The sequence below is a fragment of the Clostridium sp. genome (assembly GCF_022482905.1).
GTDB lineage: Bacteria > Bacillota > Clostridia > Clostridiales > Clostridiaceae > Clostridium_B.
Window position 1 is genome coordinate 2,290,379 of record NZ_JAKVOI010000001.1, and the last position, 18,603, is coordinate 2,308,981.

The 18,603-nt window shown below is 37.0% G+C and carries 18 protein-coding genes; all 18 read right to left on the minus strand.

The window, feature by feature from the left end; all coding sequences use genetic code 11:
• Positions 1-3 precede the first annotated feature (3 nt).
• Entirely contained in the window at positions 4-1,002 is a 999-nt protein-coding gene (locus LKE46_RS11305) for a dihydroxyacetone kinase subunit DhaK (protein ID WP_291722092.1), read from the minus strand.
• Positions 995-1,471, minus strand: a complete 477-nt coding sequence (gene rpiB, locus LKE46_RS11310) for a ribose 5-phosphate isomerase B (RefSeq protein ID WP_291722094.1) — start codon at positions 1,469-1,471, stop codon at positions 995-997. Before rpiB ends, LKE46_RS11305 begins: the two co-directional genes overlap by 8 nt.
• Before the next feature lie 31 nt (positions 1,472-1,502).
• Positions 1,503-2,360 carry a sugar phosphate isomerase/epimerase family protein gene (locus LKE46_RS11315; protein WP_291722097.1) on the minus strand — a complete coding sequence of 286 codons (858 nt, stop codon included), beginning with the start codon at positions 2,358-2,360 and terminating at the stop codon, positions 1,503-1,505.
• Between the two features lie 25 nt (positions 2,361-2,385).
• On the minus strand, positions 2,386-3,471 hold the full coding sequence (locus LKE46_RS11320) for a PTS fructose transporter subunit IIC (RefSeq protein ID WP_291722099.1): 1,086 nt from the start codon (positions 3,469-3,471) through the stop codon (positions 2,386-2,388).
• Between the two features lie 23 nt (positions 3,472-3,494).
• Positions 3,495-3,806 carry a PTS fructose transporter subunit IIB gene (locus tag LKE46_RS11325; RefSeq protein WP_291722103.1) on the minus strand — a complete coding sequence of 104 codons (312 nt, stop codon included), beginning with the start codon at positions 3,804-3,806 and terminating at the stop codon, positions 3,495-3,497.
• A gap of 17 nt (positions 3,807-3,823) precedes the next feature.
• Positions 3,824-4,273 carry a PTS sugar transporter subunit IIA gene (locus LKE46_RS11330; protein WP_291722106.1) on the minus strand — a complete coding sequence of 150 codons (450 nt, stop codon included), beginning with the start codon at positions 4,271-4,273 and terminating at the stop codon, positions 3,824-3,826.
• A gap of 16 nt (positions 4,274-4,289) precedes the next feature.
• Positions 4,290-5,159: a ketose-bisphosphate aldolase gene (locus tag LKE46_RS11335; RefSeq protein ID WP_434735194.1), complete on the minus strand. Its 870-nt coding sequence runs from the start codon at positions 5,157-5,159 to the stop codon at positions 4,290-4,292.
• A 32-nt stretch (positions 5,160-5,191) separates the two neighbouring features.
• Positions 5,192-5,734 carry a D-lyxose/D-mannose family sugar isomerase gene (locus tag LKE46_RS11340; RefSeq protein WP_291722112.1) on the minus strand — a complete coding sequence of 181 codons (543 nt, stop codon included), beginning with the start codon at positions 5,732-5,734 and terminating at the stop codon, positions 5,192-5,194.
• A 24-nt stretch (positions 5,735-5,758) separates the two neighbouring features.
• Complete coding sequence (locus LKE46_RS11345; RefSeq protein ID WP_291722115.1) at positions 5,759-8,152, minus strand: BglG family transcription antiterminator; 2,394 nt, start codon at positions 8,150-8,152, stop codon at positions 5,759-5,761.
• A 175-nt stretch (positions 8,153-8,327) separates the two neighbouring features.
• Complete coding sequence (atzF, locus tag LKE46_RS11350) at positions 8,328-10,052, minus strand: allophanate hydrolase (RefSeq protein WP_291722118.1); 1,725 nt, start codon at positions 10,050-10,052, stop codon at positions 8,328-8,330.
• Between the two features lie 14 nt (positions 10,053-10,066).
• Positions 10,067-13,660 carry an urea carboxylase gene (gene uca / locus LKE46_RS11355; protein ID WP_291722121.1) on the minus strand — a complete coding sequence of 1,198 codons (3,594 nt, stop codon included), beginning with the start codon at positions 13,658-13,660 and terminating at the stop codon, positions 10,067-10,069.
• A 21-nt stretch (positions 13,661-13,681) separates the two neighbouring features.
• Entirely contained in the window at positions 13,682-14,527 is an 846-nt protein-coding gene (locus tag LKE46_RS11360; RefSeq protein ID WP_291722124.1) for an ABC transporter ATP-binding protein, read from the minus strand.
• Entirely contained in the window at positions 14,527-15,321 is a 795-nt protein-coding gene (locus tag LKE46_RS11365) for an ABC transporter permease (protein WP_291722126.1), read from the minus strand. The genes LKE46_RS11360 and LKE46_RS11365 overlap by 1 nt, the downstream gene beginning before the upstream one ends.
• Positions 15,322-15,359: 38 nt before the next feature.
• Positions 15,360-16,421, minus strand: a complete 1,062-nt coding sequence (locus LKE46_RS11370; protein WP_291722130.1) for an ABC transporter substrate-binding protein — start codon at positions 16,419-16,421, stop codon at positions 15,360-15,362.
• Between the two features lie 35 nt (positions 16,422-16,456).
• Positions 16,457-16,810, minus strand: a complete 354-nt coding sequence (locus LKE46_RS11375; protein WP_291722133.1) for a P-II family nitrogen regulator — start codon at positions 16,808-16,810, stop codon at positions 16,457-16,459.
• 20 nt (positions 16,811-16,830) lie between these two features.
• Entirely contained in the window at positions 16,831-17,154 is a 324-nt protein-coding gene (locus LKE46_RS11380; protein ID WP_291722136.1) for a P-II family nitrogen regulator, read from the minus strand.
• Between the two features lie 55 nt (positions 17,155-17,209).
• Positions 17,210-17,860: a DUF1989 domain-containing protein gene (locus LKE46_RS11385; RefSeq protein WP_291722139.1), complete on the minus strand. Its 651-nt coding sequence runs from the start codon at positions 17,858-17,860 to the stop codon at positions 17,210-17,212.
• Between the two features lie 19 nt (positions 17,861-17,879).
• Entirely contained in the window at positions 17,880-18,599 is a 720-nt protein-coding gene (locus tag LKE46_RS11390) for an urea amidolyase associated protein UAAP1 (RefSeq protein WP_291722143.1), read from the minus strand.
• Between the last annotated feature and the right edge of the window lie 4 nt (positions 18,600-18,603).

The window sequence follows — 18,603 nt, forward strand, 5'->3', positions numbered from 1 at the left end:
AATTCATAACTGTTTCAAATCAACAGAGCAGACTGGTAAATCAATGCATTCCTTCAATTCTTCATCCAACTTCATAATGGTCAATGTCACTCCCTTCATGTCAAGCGATGTAAAATAATTCCCAACATAGGCTTTATATATCCTTATTCCCCTGCTCTTTAGTATATCTTCAACTTTGTCATACACTATATATTGTTCCATAACAGGTGTGGCTCCAAGTCCGGACAATAGAACAACCACCTCCTCACCAGCCTTGAAAGTCAAATCCTTCATAATAATATCGAGCATTTCCTCTGCTATTCCATCAGCATTCTTTAATGGCTCCACTTTAATACCAGGCTCCCCATGATGCCCTATTCCCACTTCCATAGTCCCTTCTTTTATTTCAAAATTTGGATGTCCGACAGCCGGTATTGTACACGGAGCTATTCCAATTCCTACTGAACGAGTATTATCAATTGCTTTTCGTGCTGTTTCTATTACTTCATCCAGATCTGCACCCATAGAAGCTTTTGCACCTCCCACTTTCCACATCAATACTTCACCAGCAACTCCCCTGCGTTTTTTAGAATCGCTTTTCGAGGCAGAGGCACAGTCATCATTTGCAACCACTGTTTTAACTTCAATTCCAAGTGCCTTAGCTCTACCTACAGCTATTTTCACATTCATATTGTCACCTGCATAGTTTCCATAAAGACAAGCAACACCCTTACCTGAGTCAGCTGCCCTTATAGCATCTAAAAATGCTGATGCTGTAGGTGATGAAAAGACTTCGCCAACTGCTGCCGCATCACATATGTTTTTACCTATATACCCTATAAATGCGGGTTTATGGCCGGAACCACCTCCTGTTACGATTCCAACCTTGTTTTTTACAGGAGCATTAATATATTTCAGTACTCTTGAATTTTTTGTTGGTAAAACGATATCATCATTGGCCTTTATAAAACCGCTTAGCATGTCTTCAACTACATGATCCCGTTCATTCACAATACTATTCATTTCTACCACCACTCTTTTCAAGGAAAAACTTTCTTTCGATTTCAGAAATTCGATTGACTTTTGATATAGAATGTCCACCATCGAATTCACAATTCAACCATATATCTACAATACATTTAGCCAGTTCTACTCCTATAACACGTGCACCCATACATAGAATCTGGGCATTATTGCTTTTTCTAGAACGCTCTGCCGAATATGGATCATGACACACAGCTGCACGTATACCTGGAACTTTATTGGCACTTATTGACATGCCAATTCCGGTTCCACATAACAAAATTCCCCTGTCCACCCTACTTTCTGAAACAAGTCTTGCAACATTTAATGCTATATCAGGATAAAGGACAACTTCATCCTGATCGCAGCCAACATCAATTAAATTGATTTCATCCATTTTATTTATATGATTTTTTATTTCCACCTTCAATTTGTATGCAGCTTCATCACAGCCTAGTGCTATTTTCATTTTTTACCTACCTCGATTTCATTAAAAATAATTACATGTGCGAAGCAATCTGCTTTAAATTCGCAAGACCCTTGACAGCCAGCTCCTCACCCGTTTCCGCAAATTTTCTCCAAATCGCACAATTTGCATTCAATTGTTTAAAGTTTGGATCAAAGGATTCAATAACCAATGGTCCGTCATATCCTACCTGATCAAGTGCAGAAAAAAACTCTTTGAAAGGGACAAGCCCCGTTCCGGGTATTCCTCTGTCATTCTCATTAACATGAACATATCCCAGGTATTCTCTCCCGCAAGTTTTTACTACACCAGAAAAACTTTTTTCTTCCCTAATCATATGGAAGCAATCCAAATGTACTTTAACATTTTCAGTTCCTACATCCTTGCAAAATTCAACTGCATCTTCAGCTATATTTAAAAAATGGGTCTCAAAACGATTCACACATTCGACACAGATTGTTACTGAACCGGTTTCCTTCGCATATTCCGCAGCCTTCCTCATACAATCCACACCCCAATTCCACTCCTCATTTGTCCTTGGACTGCCGGTGGTGTATCCCCAAGCCGCATAATTTACGCCGCCTAGAATAGGAGCATCAAGTTCATTGCAAATATCAATTGCTTTTTTCATAGTTTTTATTGCAACCTGCCTTACAGCCGGGTCAGGTGAAATAGGGTTTGTCTCACGTGTAAGCGTTGTAGTACACACACAGTCGATTTCAACCCTCGAAAGTTCTTTTTTTACAAGTTCTGTTGGAAAACTATACGGATCTGAAATTGCAAAATCAATTACTTCAAAACCTAATTCCTTGGCTTTACTAATTATCCATAGGTCATTTTTACAGAAATTCTCTGTCCAAATGAATGTGTCAACTCCAAACTTAAAATACATCTCCACTTTCCCCTTTACTAATTAATTATGAAATCTTGATACTGCTGTCAGATATATCTGCCTCTTCAGTATCACCTTCAGGGTCACTTGAATTTATATCGACAGGCCTTTTAAAGATAACAAGAACAATTGCAGTAGCTAGAGAACCTATGAATAGTGAAAGAAGAAATGCCAATGGATGGTGCATGGTAACAATAGCAAACAGCCCTCCATGTGGAACAGCAGAATCAGCTCCCCACAGCATACTGAATCCTCCACCTATAGCACCACCTACTCCTGTTGCAATTACACAGCGTACAACATCATTCATGACAATGGGCAAACATCCTTCTGTTATCATACAAATACCCATTGGAAAGGCCACTTTTAAATTTTCGACTTCTTCTCTCTTATAAATATTTTTTCTGAATATCTTCTGTATAAAATAGGCCATAGTCATTCCGAATGGAGTAACCATAGATGCTATCATAAGTACTGTAACAGGTTCCTTAACCCCCTGGGACAATAATCCTAGTACAAAGGCATATACAACTTTGTTTATAGCTCCACCATAATCCACCGCTGAAAGCACTCCAATAACCATTCCATAGATAAACTTGGAGGAACCACTTAGATTTTCCAGATAATTTTCCAGTATAATAGTACCGGACCTAACTGGAATACCAATGACAAAGAACATTAAAAGTCCACAAATTGCAGATGAAATCAATGGTATGATAAGCATGGGTTTCAATCCTTCAGCCCAATACGGTACCTTTAACTTTTTAACTACAAATTTAGTAACATACCCGGCTATATATCCACCAATAAAACCACCAAAGAAACCTGCTCCAATAGCTTTAGAAACCAGCCCTATAATTACTCCAGGAGCAATTCCCGGTTTATCTGCAATAGAGAATGATATCCCTGCTGATATGACAACAGGTAATAATCCCAAGCCCAGACTACCCATGGTGCTAAATGCGTCAAACAAGTGAAAATTTTTCGAAAAATCAGTAATTGTTATACCCCCGCCAATACTGCCAATAGCCAGTAAGAAACCCGCAGCAACAACAACCGGAATTAGAAATGAAATAGCAGTCATGGCATGCTTTTTTAATTCTGCCAACATTGTTAATTTCCTCCCCACTTTTTTTATTTATTGATAATACTTTCCACTTTCTTGATAAATTTTTTTGGAGATCTTATTACAGTATCCGTCGATACCTCCACTTTCCTCTTGCCATCAAATCTTTCTATACCGCTTACCTGAATATCTGCTGCAATTATCACAACATCTGCACTTTTAATATCGTTTTCATCCAATTTATTCTCCGTACCAATAGTTCCCTGAGTTTCAACATGAATTTCATGACCTGCACTTTGGGCAGCCTTAATTAACTTTTCCTTGGCAATGTAAGTATGGGCAATACCTGCTGCACAGGCAGTAATTCCTACAATTTTCATAATTACTCCTCCCTTTTCTAAAAAAATGCCTTCTTGATATCATCAATTGAATTAGCTTTTAAAACTTTACTGACTCTCTCATCATCTCCAAGTTTTGAAGCCAGCTCCGATAGTAGCATCAAATGCTTTTTTGCATAATCATTGTTGTTGCAAACAGCAAACAAAAATATTACCTTAACGCCTTTATTATCCAATGTTTCCCACTTAATCTCGTCTTTTAATTTTCCAATTGCTATGCCTATTTTTTTGACAGAATCACTTTTACCATGTGGGATGGCAATATAATTTCCAATACCGGTTATTCCCAATGACTCTCTATAGTATATATCCTTTTTGAAAGACTCTACATCGTCAATATAATTTGAATCTTTCAATTTATTAGATAAGAAAGTTATTGCCTCTTCCTTGTTTTGTGCTGACATATTTACGCAAATGATCCTGTCATCTAATATCTCACTCAAATCCATGGCAAACTCCTAATCTTCAATAAGAAATTTTAAAGTACTTTGTTTTATCGGCATCATTGAACAGATCAATTTTTTGCTCAACTACTTTTCGACATGCCTTTATGCACTCGGGAAACATAATATTAGGTTCTCTTATTTCACTTATATCTTTTTCCATTATAATTTCTTTTAACTTTTTAGCAAATGCTATTTTAATGTCACTTGAAATGTTAATTTTACATATACCAAGTTCAACTGATCTTGCAATTTCATCATCAGGATTGCTAGATCCACCATGAAGAACAAGTGGAATATCAACTAGCTTTTTTATCTCCTGTAGAATATCCAACCTAAGTTCTGGTTTCAAATCCTTAGGATAAATACCATGGGCTGTACCAATAGCAACTGCCAGAGAATCGACATTGGTCTTGTTTACAAACTCTCTTGCCTTTTCAGGATCTGTATATATAACTTTTGTGACCCCTCCCTCTATACTATTTCCAGTGTCTCCTATTGTGCCTAGTTCAGCCTCCACAGAAACTCCAACTGAATGTGCCGCTTCTACAACTTTTTGAGTGATTCTTACATTTTCATCAAAGGGCAGTCTTGAACTATCAATCATAACTGAAGTAAATCCTAGTTGAATTGCATGAATTACCTGTTTAAAATTTGCACCATGATCCAGATGCAGTACAATTGGAAGTTTAGTATGATTACACTCATAAATAATTTGTGATACAAAACTGTCCCTTAAGAAAGATAGCTCATCTGGATGAATAGCCATGATAAATGGAGCTTTTTTTTCTTCGGCACTTTCCATAACAGCAGTCAATAATTGTCCTGAACCCGCATTAAATGCAGGAACAGCAAATTTATATTTTTTCGCGACATCTAATATTTCCTTCATACTAATCAACATATTAAATCACCCTTTCAAAATTATTTAGTAGAAAAATGGCTAACAAGTCGTGGGTCACTATACAAATCTGAAGCATCATCACTATTGGAAGAAAATTCAGATACTATTGCGCCATCAGGTCCACCTGCGAACCAATGCGGTGTACCAGGAACCATCGTGTACTCTTGACCAGGTCTTAATACAATTTCATGCCTTGATGTATAGTACTTTTCATCTCCTTTCGGAGGTTTTACAGCAGGGCTAAGCGTCTCCTCTCCCGGAACATAAACATATACTATACCACTTCTGCATCTGAACGTTTCCTGTTTTCCAATACTTCCATCCTTTCTAGTAGGATGCTTGTGTTCAGGGAAAATCTGCCCCGGAAACATCAGCATTTCTTTTCCACAATACCTGGATGTATTAACATACACTAAAATCTGCGAACCGACTTCATCAATCTTTCCCAGTCCAAAATCTGCAATTTCAATCTGATTCTTTTCTTCTTCAGTTAAAGCAATTTTAGCACCTTCAAACCATTTAACAGCACTTTTCCTTCGATTTACTATTTCCTGTTCAGTCATAACGACATCTTCCTCCCATAATTTTTATTTTGAAAATATTTTATATATATCCTCTGGCTTTTCAGCCAGTAATAAACTTTTACACACCTCATCATCTCCTAGCATTGTTGCTATTTTAGAAATCAATTTATCATTTTCACTAATTTCACTATCTTCCTTTACTACAAACAATATAATAAAATACACCGGCTTATTATCCAAGCTTTCCCATTGTATTGGATATCTACTTTTGCCTATAGCTACAACCGTTTTATTTACAAATCTTGATTTTACATGCGGTATTGCAATTCCACTTCCAATACCGGTAATTCCCAAAGCCTCTCTCTTATTTATATCATTTAAAAACTCTTTTAAATCTGTTACAATTCCACAATCTTTCAACAATAATGACAATTCAGCTATAGCTGCTGCCTTGGTTCTGGCATTCATTTCAAATTTAATTGTCTCCTTCTTAAGCACTTTTCGAACATCGTTTATTTCAAATTTATCTATTTCATCATCAACTTCAATACAATTAATCCCATCCCTATACTTATTCATAGATACTACAATTTCCTTGATAGTATAATGGGCTTTGTAAAAATAATATATTGCTGATATTATTTCAGTTATCATACTTGTATCATCCATCATTATATAAAAAACTATCTGTTCCTTTGAATCCAAAATACTTTTAAAGTTTATAGCCAGATTTAAATTGTTGGTGAATGCTAACTTTATTTTTATTCTTTCACTAAAAGATATATCATTAAGTTTGATATCATGATTACACTTTTTATTCATAATTCTAAGTACTTCGGAATCCTGTCTATTGAAATAAACGTTTTCTTTAAAGACATACTTATTGATATAATATATTCCTGCTTCCACATTTTTAAAATTTGTCGGCTTGGGATTACACTCCAGTATATTAGAAATATTTAGAATGTCTTCATCACTTAAAAATGCAGATACTATTATATATGGCTTCTTTACATTTACAGGCACTGTTGAAATTACAAGATCAACTCTGTTCAAATTATATCGACCAAGATCATATGCAGAAATCACATCACTGATTTCCCATTGAGGAAACGTTTTCTTTATTCTAGTCATTAATAATTGTGATGTTCCAAATCCACTCTGACATACTACAACGGCTCTTTTTTTCACAGGCAGACGTTCTATTGCCGTTTGATAATAAACCGCTAAGTAACCTATTTCATCAATTGGTATGAAATCTCGGTTCAAATCATGAAAAGTCAATAAAGTAGCTGCTTTACAAATTGCCAATGTCTCAGGGTATTCCTTTTCTATATCTTCTAATAATGGATTCGTTATTTGAATATCATTCCTCAACCGATTTAACATGGGACGTACATGCAGGAAAACATTTCTCATAATTTTTTTATCATTAGAAATATTAATACCCATAATTTTTTCTATAAATGTAGTAATCTTTCTAGTAAAGATCCTGGCTCTACAGTTTAATTCGTCTAAAATCATACTTGAATTATCTTCTGTATTTTTTATTAATCCACAAGAAGAAAAATATTCATATAAATAGTACACCTCTGCCTCACCTAAATTAATTCCAAAATCCCTGTTCATTTTTGTGACCATATTCATTGCAATTTTATAAGAGACTTCATTCTTAAAGCTGCATTCATCCTCTATAAAATCATTATTGATCTGCTTTCCAGCTAATCCTCTGGTCAATGAAATAAGAATATGCGTCAAAAGATTGATATAGTAAGGATCATTGATAGAACAGCTATACTTTTTTTCCAGTTTCATAAGACATTCATTAACATAAATAATTTTATCATTATCAAAAAGTTCCAGTAGAGCATTAAACGTAGATTGATCTATTCTCGATGTTATATTCTGAAATATATTATGCTCTCTGTAATTTAATTTGGAATACTCAATCATAAGCATTGACAGTGCCTTTCTTATGTTAACTTCGTCTCCACTCAACTTGGTTCCTTTAACGCTCTTTTTCAGCACTAAGTTAAATCTCATCAACCATTCCTCAATATAGCTTATATCAGCCACTATACTTGTTTTACTTACATAGTACATATCAGAAAGTTTCTGTATAGATGTAACAGTATTTGAATTAAGCAGCATGTCCCGTATTATTTCAAGTCTGCGTTCATTAGCCGTAACTTTTTTGCACTTTATACGCTGTAGTTGGAGATTATTGAACAAAAGCCATCTCGCCGCTTTAGAATTTATAATCTTGATTCCTATGCCCCTTTTTCTGGAAAGTACTATATTAAAACTGCCTAAATACTTTTCTATTATTTTTAAATCCTTCTGTAAAGTTTTACAGGAGATCTTTAAAAGACCAGAAAAATAACTAATCGTTTTATATTCACTTTCTGACAATAACAGTTTTATAAATTCTATTTGACGATTGTTTAGACTGTTCAATTTTTTAACCTCTCTTATAAATTAGCTTAGTTATATATTATCATCTTACCTGAATTTCTAAAATACCAAATCGGTTCCTTTAATTAGGGAATTTATGTATCACAAATAAGTATGCTATAAAATAAAAAGAGCCAACTCCTGCATGATACAGAAGTCAGCTTTTTCCGCTGTAAAGCTAAATAATATTCCTCCAGCTTTTAAATTTTGAAATATCTTCACCTTTTGTCTGCATATAACCTTCACAAATAAAGCCTAATACCCTTGTTCCATCATCAAGTTCAACTTTCCCTATGCCTAATGGCTCCGGAATCATCTCTAAAAATTTGCCCAATTGTGTTCTAGGAATATTCCATATTTCCAGTTTAATTCTTTTTCCATTATTTTGCACCCTTATCAAGCCAGGTTTGGAAGGATTAGTTGGAAGTTTTATCAATCTATAATCAGGCGAGGTTTCTCTTTCCTCTTTAAATTTTGCATTCAGATCAATCAACTGGTTTTCCAGGCTAAGACCTCTCATATGCAAACCGCAGACAGCCAAAGGTATCATTTTGTCTTTCAAATGCATAAACTGCCATATTTTTGCAAAGCCCAGATTAATTCCATCCTCTCCACTTAATGCAAAACTCGTAACACCAAAAGGAATTTTCTCTTCAACAAACCCTATTTGAAATGCCAAAGCTGAAAGTTCAAGCAAATTACAGTGATTTGTATAGAGTCCCATATTGCTGTTGGTTTTAACCGGATCTGAGTCAACCTGTTTCCTTGTATAAGTGCCTCCGCAGGTCGGCAATATCAAAATACCATCTTTCAATATTTTTCTCACCTTACATTTTATTTCTGCCAGACGGTGCATTGCCTTAAATACAGAATCAGCTTTTAAATTTTCCTTCTTTCCGCTTTTTAAAATGCTTTCCGTAACGGGAACCATGTCCGCTCCGTCATTTTGGGTGATGAATTCTCCAAGAGCTGCCCATCTTTCAGCAATCCACGGACCATCATACAATATGGATGCCGCTTCGGCAAATATGGAATAATCTATATATTCAACGGGAATATCCATCTTCTTTACAGTTTCAACAAACATTTCCCATCCACATCTGTATTGTTCTGCATAATCGCCATAAAATATCAGTTCCCTGTCAGGCATGCATATTTTTTGAGGCAGTTTTTCTTTTATCGAGTCAAGATTCTTTGACCAGGGACAATTTTCATCATAACTCCATACTGTTTCATTTACCAGCCTGGCATCTTCCAGATTATGAGTAAAAACTGCAACACAATCCAGTGAAGCACAAGCTGGAACAACTCCATTTGTAGACCATGCACCCAGACTTGGCTTGAGCCCCACTAAATTATTCAATGCTGCCGGAACCCTTCCTGAACCTGCTGTATCTGTACCCAGCGCAAAAGCTGCCTGTCCCAAGGCTACACTAACTGCCGAACCCGAACTGGAACCACCGCTAATCAATTCAGGCTCAAGGGAATTGTGAGTTTCTCCAAATAAGCTTCTCGTTCCTACAAGTCCGGTAGCAAACTGATCCAAATTAGTTTTCCCGACAGGAACAGCTCCTTCTTCTACTAAAAGCCTTACTACTGTTGCATCCTCTTTCGGCATATATGCAAAATTCTTGCATCCTGCCGTAGTGCAGATTCCTTCTACATCAATATTGTCTTTAATGGAAAATGGAATACCCCAAAGTCGGGCTTTTTCTTTATCCAAAGTTTTTAGGTGCTCTAAATATTTCTGAATAAATTCCATGGAGGGAGGAACAATCCAAATATTCATATCGGCTGTTTCACTCGCCCTTCTTACTATCTCACGGCATATGTCCTCCGGAGTAAAAGCACCCGACTTATAACCTTCTTTAAGATATGAAATTGTCAATTTACTATTTATCACAGCAATTTTCCTCCTTAACCAATAGTAACCAATATTTGTCCACTTGATACATTCTGTGTTTCTTTAACATAAACTTCCTGTATTACTCCATCACAGGTAGCATTTTGTGGAAACTCCATCTTCATACTTTCCTCTATAATTATAGGGTCACCTTTTTTTATCCTGTCTCCGGCATGCACAAGTATTTTCCAAACGCTTCCCGGCATGTTTGAATAAACAGGTATGGCTCCCTCCGGTATCTCCTGCTCTTTTACACTGCTCTCATCATGCTGTGAAACAAACTTGTCAAGCCCCTTGTCCTTCCACATCTGCTTCTCCATATTAAAAAATTCTACCTGACGTTTTTTGAACTCTTTTTCCTCATTTTCAATGGATTCCAGATACTTCAGGTATTCTCCATAATCAAAAACCGTATCTTCAATTTCTACCTCATACCTGCCTCTTAAAAAATTTTCTCTAATCTGTAGAAGCTCTTCTGCAGATACCGGATAAAATTGAATCTGGTCAAAGAAATTCAAAAGCCAGGGTTTACCTTCCTTAAAGCTTTTTGTGGTTCTAATAGGATTCCATGTCTGTATGGTCCTTCCGACCAGCTGGTATCCACCAGGGCCTTCCATTCCATAGATGCCCATATATGCCCCTCCTATTCCAACAGCATTCTCAGGCGTCCATGTCCTGGCAGGATTATACTTTGTCGTAACCAGACGCTGTCTTGGATCCAGTGGAATACACACCGGGGCACCTAGATAAACATCTCCAAGTCCCATAACCAGATATGTTGCACTATACAATATCTCCTTAACCTTTTCTATTGAATCCAATCCATTTATCCTTCTTATAAATTCAATATTGCTCGGACACCATGGTGCATCCGGCCTCACATTCTGATAATACCTGTCTACTGCCAATTGTGCACCTGGATCATTCCATGACAGCGGCATTTTAATCCTGCGGGATTTAATCTTGAAACTGCTTAAATCTCCAATTTTTCTATCCAATTTTACAACTTCATCTGACAGCTCACGAATGGACATTTTCGTTGAATCAACATGAATTTGCAGTGAACGAATACCCGGTGTCGTATCAATCAACGGAATTTTTTTATCCTGCTTTACTAGTTCCATTAATGCATGTATTCTGATACGTAACCTCATTTCAATTTTCATTTCACCATATTCAACCAGTATATATTCATCTCCTGCTACACGAATACACAACGAAGCTCCTTTGTCTCCATCAATTTGCTTCAATATTGGATATGTACAGTCCAATATTTCTGTTTTGACCAACTCCGGAAGTTCCAATTCTTTTTTCATTGTAATATTTTCTAAATACTGCTCTTGTTCTCTTCTAATTTTTTCTGCGGTTTCAATGGAAATCAAATAAAATTTCACCTTGTTTCCCGGTGAAAGCTGCCCTATTTTCCACAATTCACCTGACGGGATCGTAACAGGGCATACAAATCCTCCCAGGCTAGGTCCGTCCGGCCCCAGAATAATAGGCATATCTCCAGTTAAATCAATAGTACCAACAGCATATGCAGTGTCATGAACATTTGACGGATGCAGCCCTGCCTCTCCTCCATCTTCTCTCGACCACAAAGGAGCAGGTCCAATAAGTCTGACTCCTGTTCTGTCACTGTTGAAATGCACTTCCCATTCAGTGCTTGTAAGTTGTTCTAAATACTCTGTTTTTAAAAACTCCGTTGTACAGTGCGGTCCTGGAATTACACCTATTTCCCAAACCTCTTCATATTTATATAACTGCTCTTTTTTTATCCCACATATGCCGTTTTCATTTTCCCGACTGACATGAATCAAATCTCCTGTTTTTAGCGTCCTACCGCCATGCCCTCCAAAACCTCCCAGGGCAAAAGTCGATGCACTTCCAAGTATGGATGGTACATCCAACCCGCCTTTTACCAATATATAAGTTCTCATACCTTTTACTGCTTTACCAAGTTCTAATATTTGGCCGGTTTTTACCGAAATAGCTTCATACATTGGAACACTATTATTGTCCAATCTGGCTTTCATATCTGCACCAGTAAGACAAATGATCATATCGTCACGAAATTTATAGCTTCCTCCTCTTAAAGTACATTCAATTCCAGGAGCATTTATACTATTGCCAAGTATTCTATTTCCAATTCTGAATGAAAAGTTATCCATAGCCCCACTTGGCGGAACACCGACGTCCCAATAGCCAAGTCTGGCTGGATAGTCCTGAATCGTAGTCTGCACTCCTCCGTCCAGCACCTCAATCTTTCTTTCCTTATAGGAAAAACCATCCAGCATATGAGTATGCAATTTGCCTTTTTTGTAGTCTTCCGTATTAATAAAACAATTGAGATAATCTATATTGGTGGTTATACCATATATCCTGGTTTCCTGTAAAACTGAATGCATTTTTTTTATGGCATTTTCCCTGCTGTCAGCTTTCACAATAATTTTGGCAAGCATTGGATCATAACTGGGAGTAACGACCACATTATCTTGAATCCAGGTTTCTATACGAGCATCTTTTGAAAATTCAACCTTGTCAAGTTTTCCAGCACTAGGTGCAAAATTTCTCATTGGATCTTCTGCATAAATCCTTGCCTGAATACTGAAACCTTTCGGTTCATGAACTAGACCATCAAGGTTTTTAAGCTCTCCGGCCGCCTCCTTTATCATCCACTCTACCAGATCAATATTCAAGGTCTCTTCTGTAACACCATGTTCAACCTGCAATCTCGTGTTTACCTCTAAAAAATAGAACTTTTCCTCCGAGGAATCATATAAAAATTCAACTGTTCCTGCACTTCTATATCCAACCTGCAGCGCAATATTTCTAGCCGCCTCGTGCATTGCCTTCTTTGTAGCTTCAGAAATGCCAAAAGCCGGACTCTCCTCCATTACTTTTTGATTACGCCGTTGTACGGAGCAGTCCCTTTCTGACAGTGCGACCACTTCTCCATATTGATTCCCGAATATCTGAACCTCCACATGTCTTGCTTTCTGCAAGTATTTTTCCATGAACAATCCTGCATTGTCAAAATTGGTTCTGGCCAAATAGCTGCAGGATTCATATGCTGATTTTAACTCTTCTTCATCAAAACATGTTCTCATACCTATTCCACCGCCTCCGGCCGTACTTTTCAAAATAACCGGATATCCCAAAGCATCTGCCGTTTTCACTGCTTCCTCTACATTGTTCAGCAGTCCTGTACCTTCCAGCATCGGTACTCCTGCTCTTCCAGCAATTTCACGTGCCGAATGCTTGAGTCCAAATAGCTCCATCTGCTCCGGCAGTGGTCCAATAAACTTAATTTTATTCTCCTCACATTTCCTTGCAAAATCACTGTTTTCACTTAAAAAACCATATCCGGGATGAATCGCTTCTGCTCCGGCACCCTTTGCAATTTCAATAATTTTATCACCATTCAAATAGGTTTCAGCTACTGTTCCATCCCCCAGATAATACGACTCGTCGGCATAATCCACATGCAAACTATCCTGATCTGCTTTCGTATATACTGCAGCAGACTGTATATTCATTTTTTTTAATGTTCTCTCAATTCTGACTGCTATCGCTCCACGATTGGCAATAAGTACTTTTTTAAACATAAACTATCACTCCAATCAGCATTATACTGTATCCTTACCTTCGCCACTGTGTAAAATTCTAGTAACTTTTCTTCTCAATTCTATAAACTCCTTCGTATCTTTCAAGTCTATATCCCTGTCATATGGAAGGTATACAGGCACACCCGATATAATTCTTCCCGGATTTGTTCCCATAACATAAACTCTCGTTGACAAAAACACTGCTTCTTCTATATCATGAGTAATAAATATAATTGTTGTCTTCTCTTTCTGCCATATTTGTCTCATTAAAAGCTGCATTTTGGCTTTTGTCTGGGGATCCAAAGCACCAAAAGGTTCATCCATCAATAAGATTTCAGGGCTGTTTGCCAGAGCCCTTGCAATTGCAACCCTCTGCTTCATGCCGCCAGATAATTCCTTTGGCAGGGATTTTCTAAACTGCGTGAGTCCGATAAGATCAAGGTACCTATCTACAATTTCCGAAGCTTTGTCTTTTGGAAGCTTTTTTAGTTTTAATCCAAACCTTATATTCTCCTCTACATTCATCCATGGGAACAATGAATAGGACTGGAATACAACACCTCTATCGGCCCCTGGCCCCGACAACTCCTTACCGTCCAGAAAAATAGAACCTTCTGATACATCATCCAATCCTGCTATCATTTTAAGCAAAGTAGACTTTCCACATCCTGAGGGTCCTACAATGCAAACAAACTCATTTTCCAGTATTTCAAAGTTGGTCTTATCAATTGCAAGTGTATTCTTTTTCTTTCCTTTGTATATCTTTGTCACATTCTTTCCCAAAAGCTTGCTGTTTGCAAGTGTCGCCTCAATCATATCGCCATCTTTAACTTTATTTTTTTCTTTCGCGCTCTTGTTAAACAACATTACTGATTGCCTCCTTCTGCCCATGCAAACACATGCTTGCTCACAAATCCAAAGGTTCTGTCAATAACAAGTCCCAATAGCCCTATGATCAAAATATTTGCAAACATTACATCGGTTTTAAGATATCTCTGGGCTTTCAATATACTGTACCCGAGTCCGGAACTTGCAGCAACCAGCTCGGCAACCACCAAATATGTCCATGCCCATCCCATCATCATTCTCAAGGTATCCATCAATTTTGGAAGCATGGCAGGAATAATTACCTTCCATAATACTTCCCCTCTTGAAGCCCCCAGGGTATATGCTGCATTTATAAAATCTTCCGGCACTGCCTTGACATCATCCGATACCATTGGAATCAGCTGAAACAGTGTTCCTAAAAATATAACTGCAATTTTGGCCTGTTCTCCTATGCCAAACCACACCATAATAAGTGGTACAAATGCAGGTACCGGGAGGTATCGAATAAATTCAGTAAGCGGCTGTACGAATGCTTCGATTCCAGAAAAACATCCAACAAGTATTCCAATTACCACACCTACAATCACTGCATACAAAAATCCCATAAATATTCTATAGCAGCTTATATAAAGATCACCCCATATATTTCCCGATGTAATACTTTCAATAATTGTCTTTACAACTTTTTGGGGTGTTGGTAAAAATACCGGATTTACAATTCCCGAAATACTTGCAAAATTCCATACTAAAATAAGCAGTACAAAAGATATACCCGCAACCAGCATATACAATTTTTTATCAATATTTTTTCGTATTCTAAACATTTTCCTCATAGTATACCTCCATATACCTTTTATAAGCTTGCAACAAATTATTTAGTAGTATCTGGAACAGGCTTAGATTCTCTGGTTTTTAATACATCTTTCAGGTAGGTGCTGTTGTACATCTTTTTAGTATTGTCAGGCATTTCATCAATCATTTTTACCTTCTTCAAGAATTCCGCAATTTTTTCTGTCGTATAAGGCAGGTATGAATAATTATCCTGTTGTTTATCCATTGCATCTATAGAATCCTTAATAGTAAACAATTTGGAACCACTCATTGCAACCTTCATTTCATCTGCAGAAATTCCGGCACCTTTTGCCATGTCTTGAATAGCTTTGTCTTTGTTCTTTGCATAGAATTCCATGGAATCATAATATGCATTTACAACTTTTTCAATATCGGATTTTCCATTTTGAACCATATCCTTGTTGGCAACCAATACATCAGGAATCAATCCTGGAGTATCCTTGGAGCTCACCAGCAGCTTACTGCCATCTTTAGACAATGCCTTGCTGAGAGAAGGCTCCCACAAGCATGCTGCATCAACTTTTCCAGACAAAAATGCTGGAGCTGCATCAGCTATGGACAAATTTACAAATTTTACGTCCTTTTCCGTCATGCCGGCTGTTTTCAATGCATTGAGCAGGAAGAAATGTTCTATTGTTCCATATTCAGTAGCAACAGATTTTCCCTTTAAATCCTTGATGCTGTTTATACCTTTTCCCGCTACAAGACCATCCGCACCATTGGAATTATCCAATAACAGCACTGTTTCGAATCCAATGTCATTAACATATGGTGCAATAATGTCCGGTACTGCTGCGGACAACATGTCAATTTTTCCTGTATTGAAAGCCTGCACGCTATCACTATATACCGGGAAATAAACCAATTTTACATTTATCCCCCTTGCTTTGAAGAATCCTTCCGCCTGAGTGATATACCATGTATAAAATGCCGGATATGCTGAAATACCCAGTTTATATACCTTTTCACTGCTTGATTTGTCATTGCTGCCGCCCGTTTTACTCTGGCATCCGGTAAATGCCATAATGAATACCATCAACATAATTGATATTGATATGACTCTCTTGTTTAACTTTTTCATATTTATGCCCCCTTTTATTTATTAATATTTCTATATTACATCAGTGAATTTACACCGCTTTCGCCTGTTCTAATTCTTGTGCCATCTTCCACATCAACTACAAATATCTTCCCATCTCCGGAGTTACCTGTTTGATTTATACTTTTAACTATATCAATTAAAGTATCAACATCTTCATCCCTGCAGAATATTTCCATCATCTTCTTTGATACAAAAGGACGTTTGTTATATTTCAGCAGTTTATCTCCATTTTTCGTGACATAGTCTACACTGCTTTTGCCTCTTCCAAGAACATCTTTGCTGCTTAAAGAAAAAAAATTGTTCTTTACCAGAGCTTCTTTTGTTTTATAGTATCTATTTGGGCGTAAAATAATATACACTAGTTTCATAAAGGCCTCCAATCTCCTGTTTATTCTTCCTTGCCGGAACTTATTGTTACACTCTTCTCAACAGGAATTACAAAAATTTTTCCATCACCAAAAGATCCTTCCTTATCCGTTCTTGCATTCTGAATAATGATCTTTTTTATTTCCTCTACATGTTCATCTTCTACAACCATCATGATCATTTCCTTTGGGATTTCATCATAAGAAACGTCTCCTACCTTTAACCCTCGCTGCTTTCCTCTTCCCAATATGCTGATTCTTGTTGCTGAAGCATAGCCCTGATCACAAAGAACATTTAGAACTTCATTCGCTTTTTCAGGTCTTACTATGGCTTTTATCATTTTCACAATTTTATCTCCTTTCAATTTTTCATATTGTACAGTTCAAACCTTATTTTTACCTTTATTCGTCCCAAATATAAACTGCATTTGGTGTTGGTTCATATCCACTGCACGGATTGTTTATTTGTGGACAATTGCTTATTAAAATCATGGTGTCATTCAGAGCTTTAAATTCTACGTAGGAACCTGGTTTTGAAATACCATCCAGAAATTCAAATCTCCCATCTTCCAATTTTAATATCTGGGCAAACAAATTAACATTCGGTACCAGGTCTACTTTACAGTACTTGTCTGCATGATCTGAAATTTTCATAAGGAACGTATCCCTGCAGGTTTTCATGTGAAGTGTATGATGCCCGTATCTTACTGTATTACTTTCAGTTGCACATGCACCTCCCATTGTGTCATGACAAGTACAGGTGTCTGCAACAATCTCGAGCAGCTCTTTTCCGGATTCTGTTACCAGTACTGTTCCCACATTGATATACAATTTCTCCTGACGAACAATTGTCTGGGTTGCACTGTAATGATCTTCAGGATTATGCAAGTCATAGCATAAAAAATCCAGGCCCTGATTACCTTTCAAATCTACAATTCTGAGAGTTTGACCTTTAACAAGAGGATGCATCCACCCATCTCCTGCAGGTATAATCTTTTCATATATTGCAGTTTCTATTTTTTTATCACTAAATGTTTTCTCAAACTCAATCATGTCTATTCTCCCCTCTTTACTAAATTCCCAGCAAGGTATTATATTCCCAGGTGTTTTCAAAAGCACGTCTTGTATACTTTGAATAATTCACACAATAATCCAATCCATCTACAGGAGGAGCTTCTAATATTTCAATTTTAATCGGTACTGATGGATATTCTCTTTTCTCATCCAGTGGATTTGGAGTATTTGAAAGAACTATGTATACATCCATTTCCGTACGAATGGTTACAGAAGCTTCTTTAGGGCAATAATCTTTTATAAAAATCAAATTTCCTCTTTGATCAGCATCGACTTTGGAAAAGAAGTTGACTGGAGGCATCAAATCCCTCTTGCTCATTCCATTTTTAGTTAATTCATTAATAAAGTTTTCCTGACCTGACTTTAAATATTTATTTCCGTCCTTCTGGTAACTTGTAACACCGTATTTTTCATCTGTCATAACTCTGGTAGTATAACCAGTTACCGTATCATGTCCATCCAAATCATCTTCCACAATGCTTGCAAGTGCCCTTCCACAGTCACTTATAATTGCATGTCCTTTTTTTAAGAAAAATGAGTGCTGTGCCTTTATAGTGTCTGGTGCATTATAATGTTCCGACAAATTTCTGAAATTATACATCAGTACGGCCAGATTTGCTCCTTCCCCCAAAGCAGTAAACTTAATAAGTCTCTCCTTACAAATATTACCTGACCAGCGGTCCCCCGGAGCAAGGGTTTTATTCCATATTATATTCATTTAA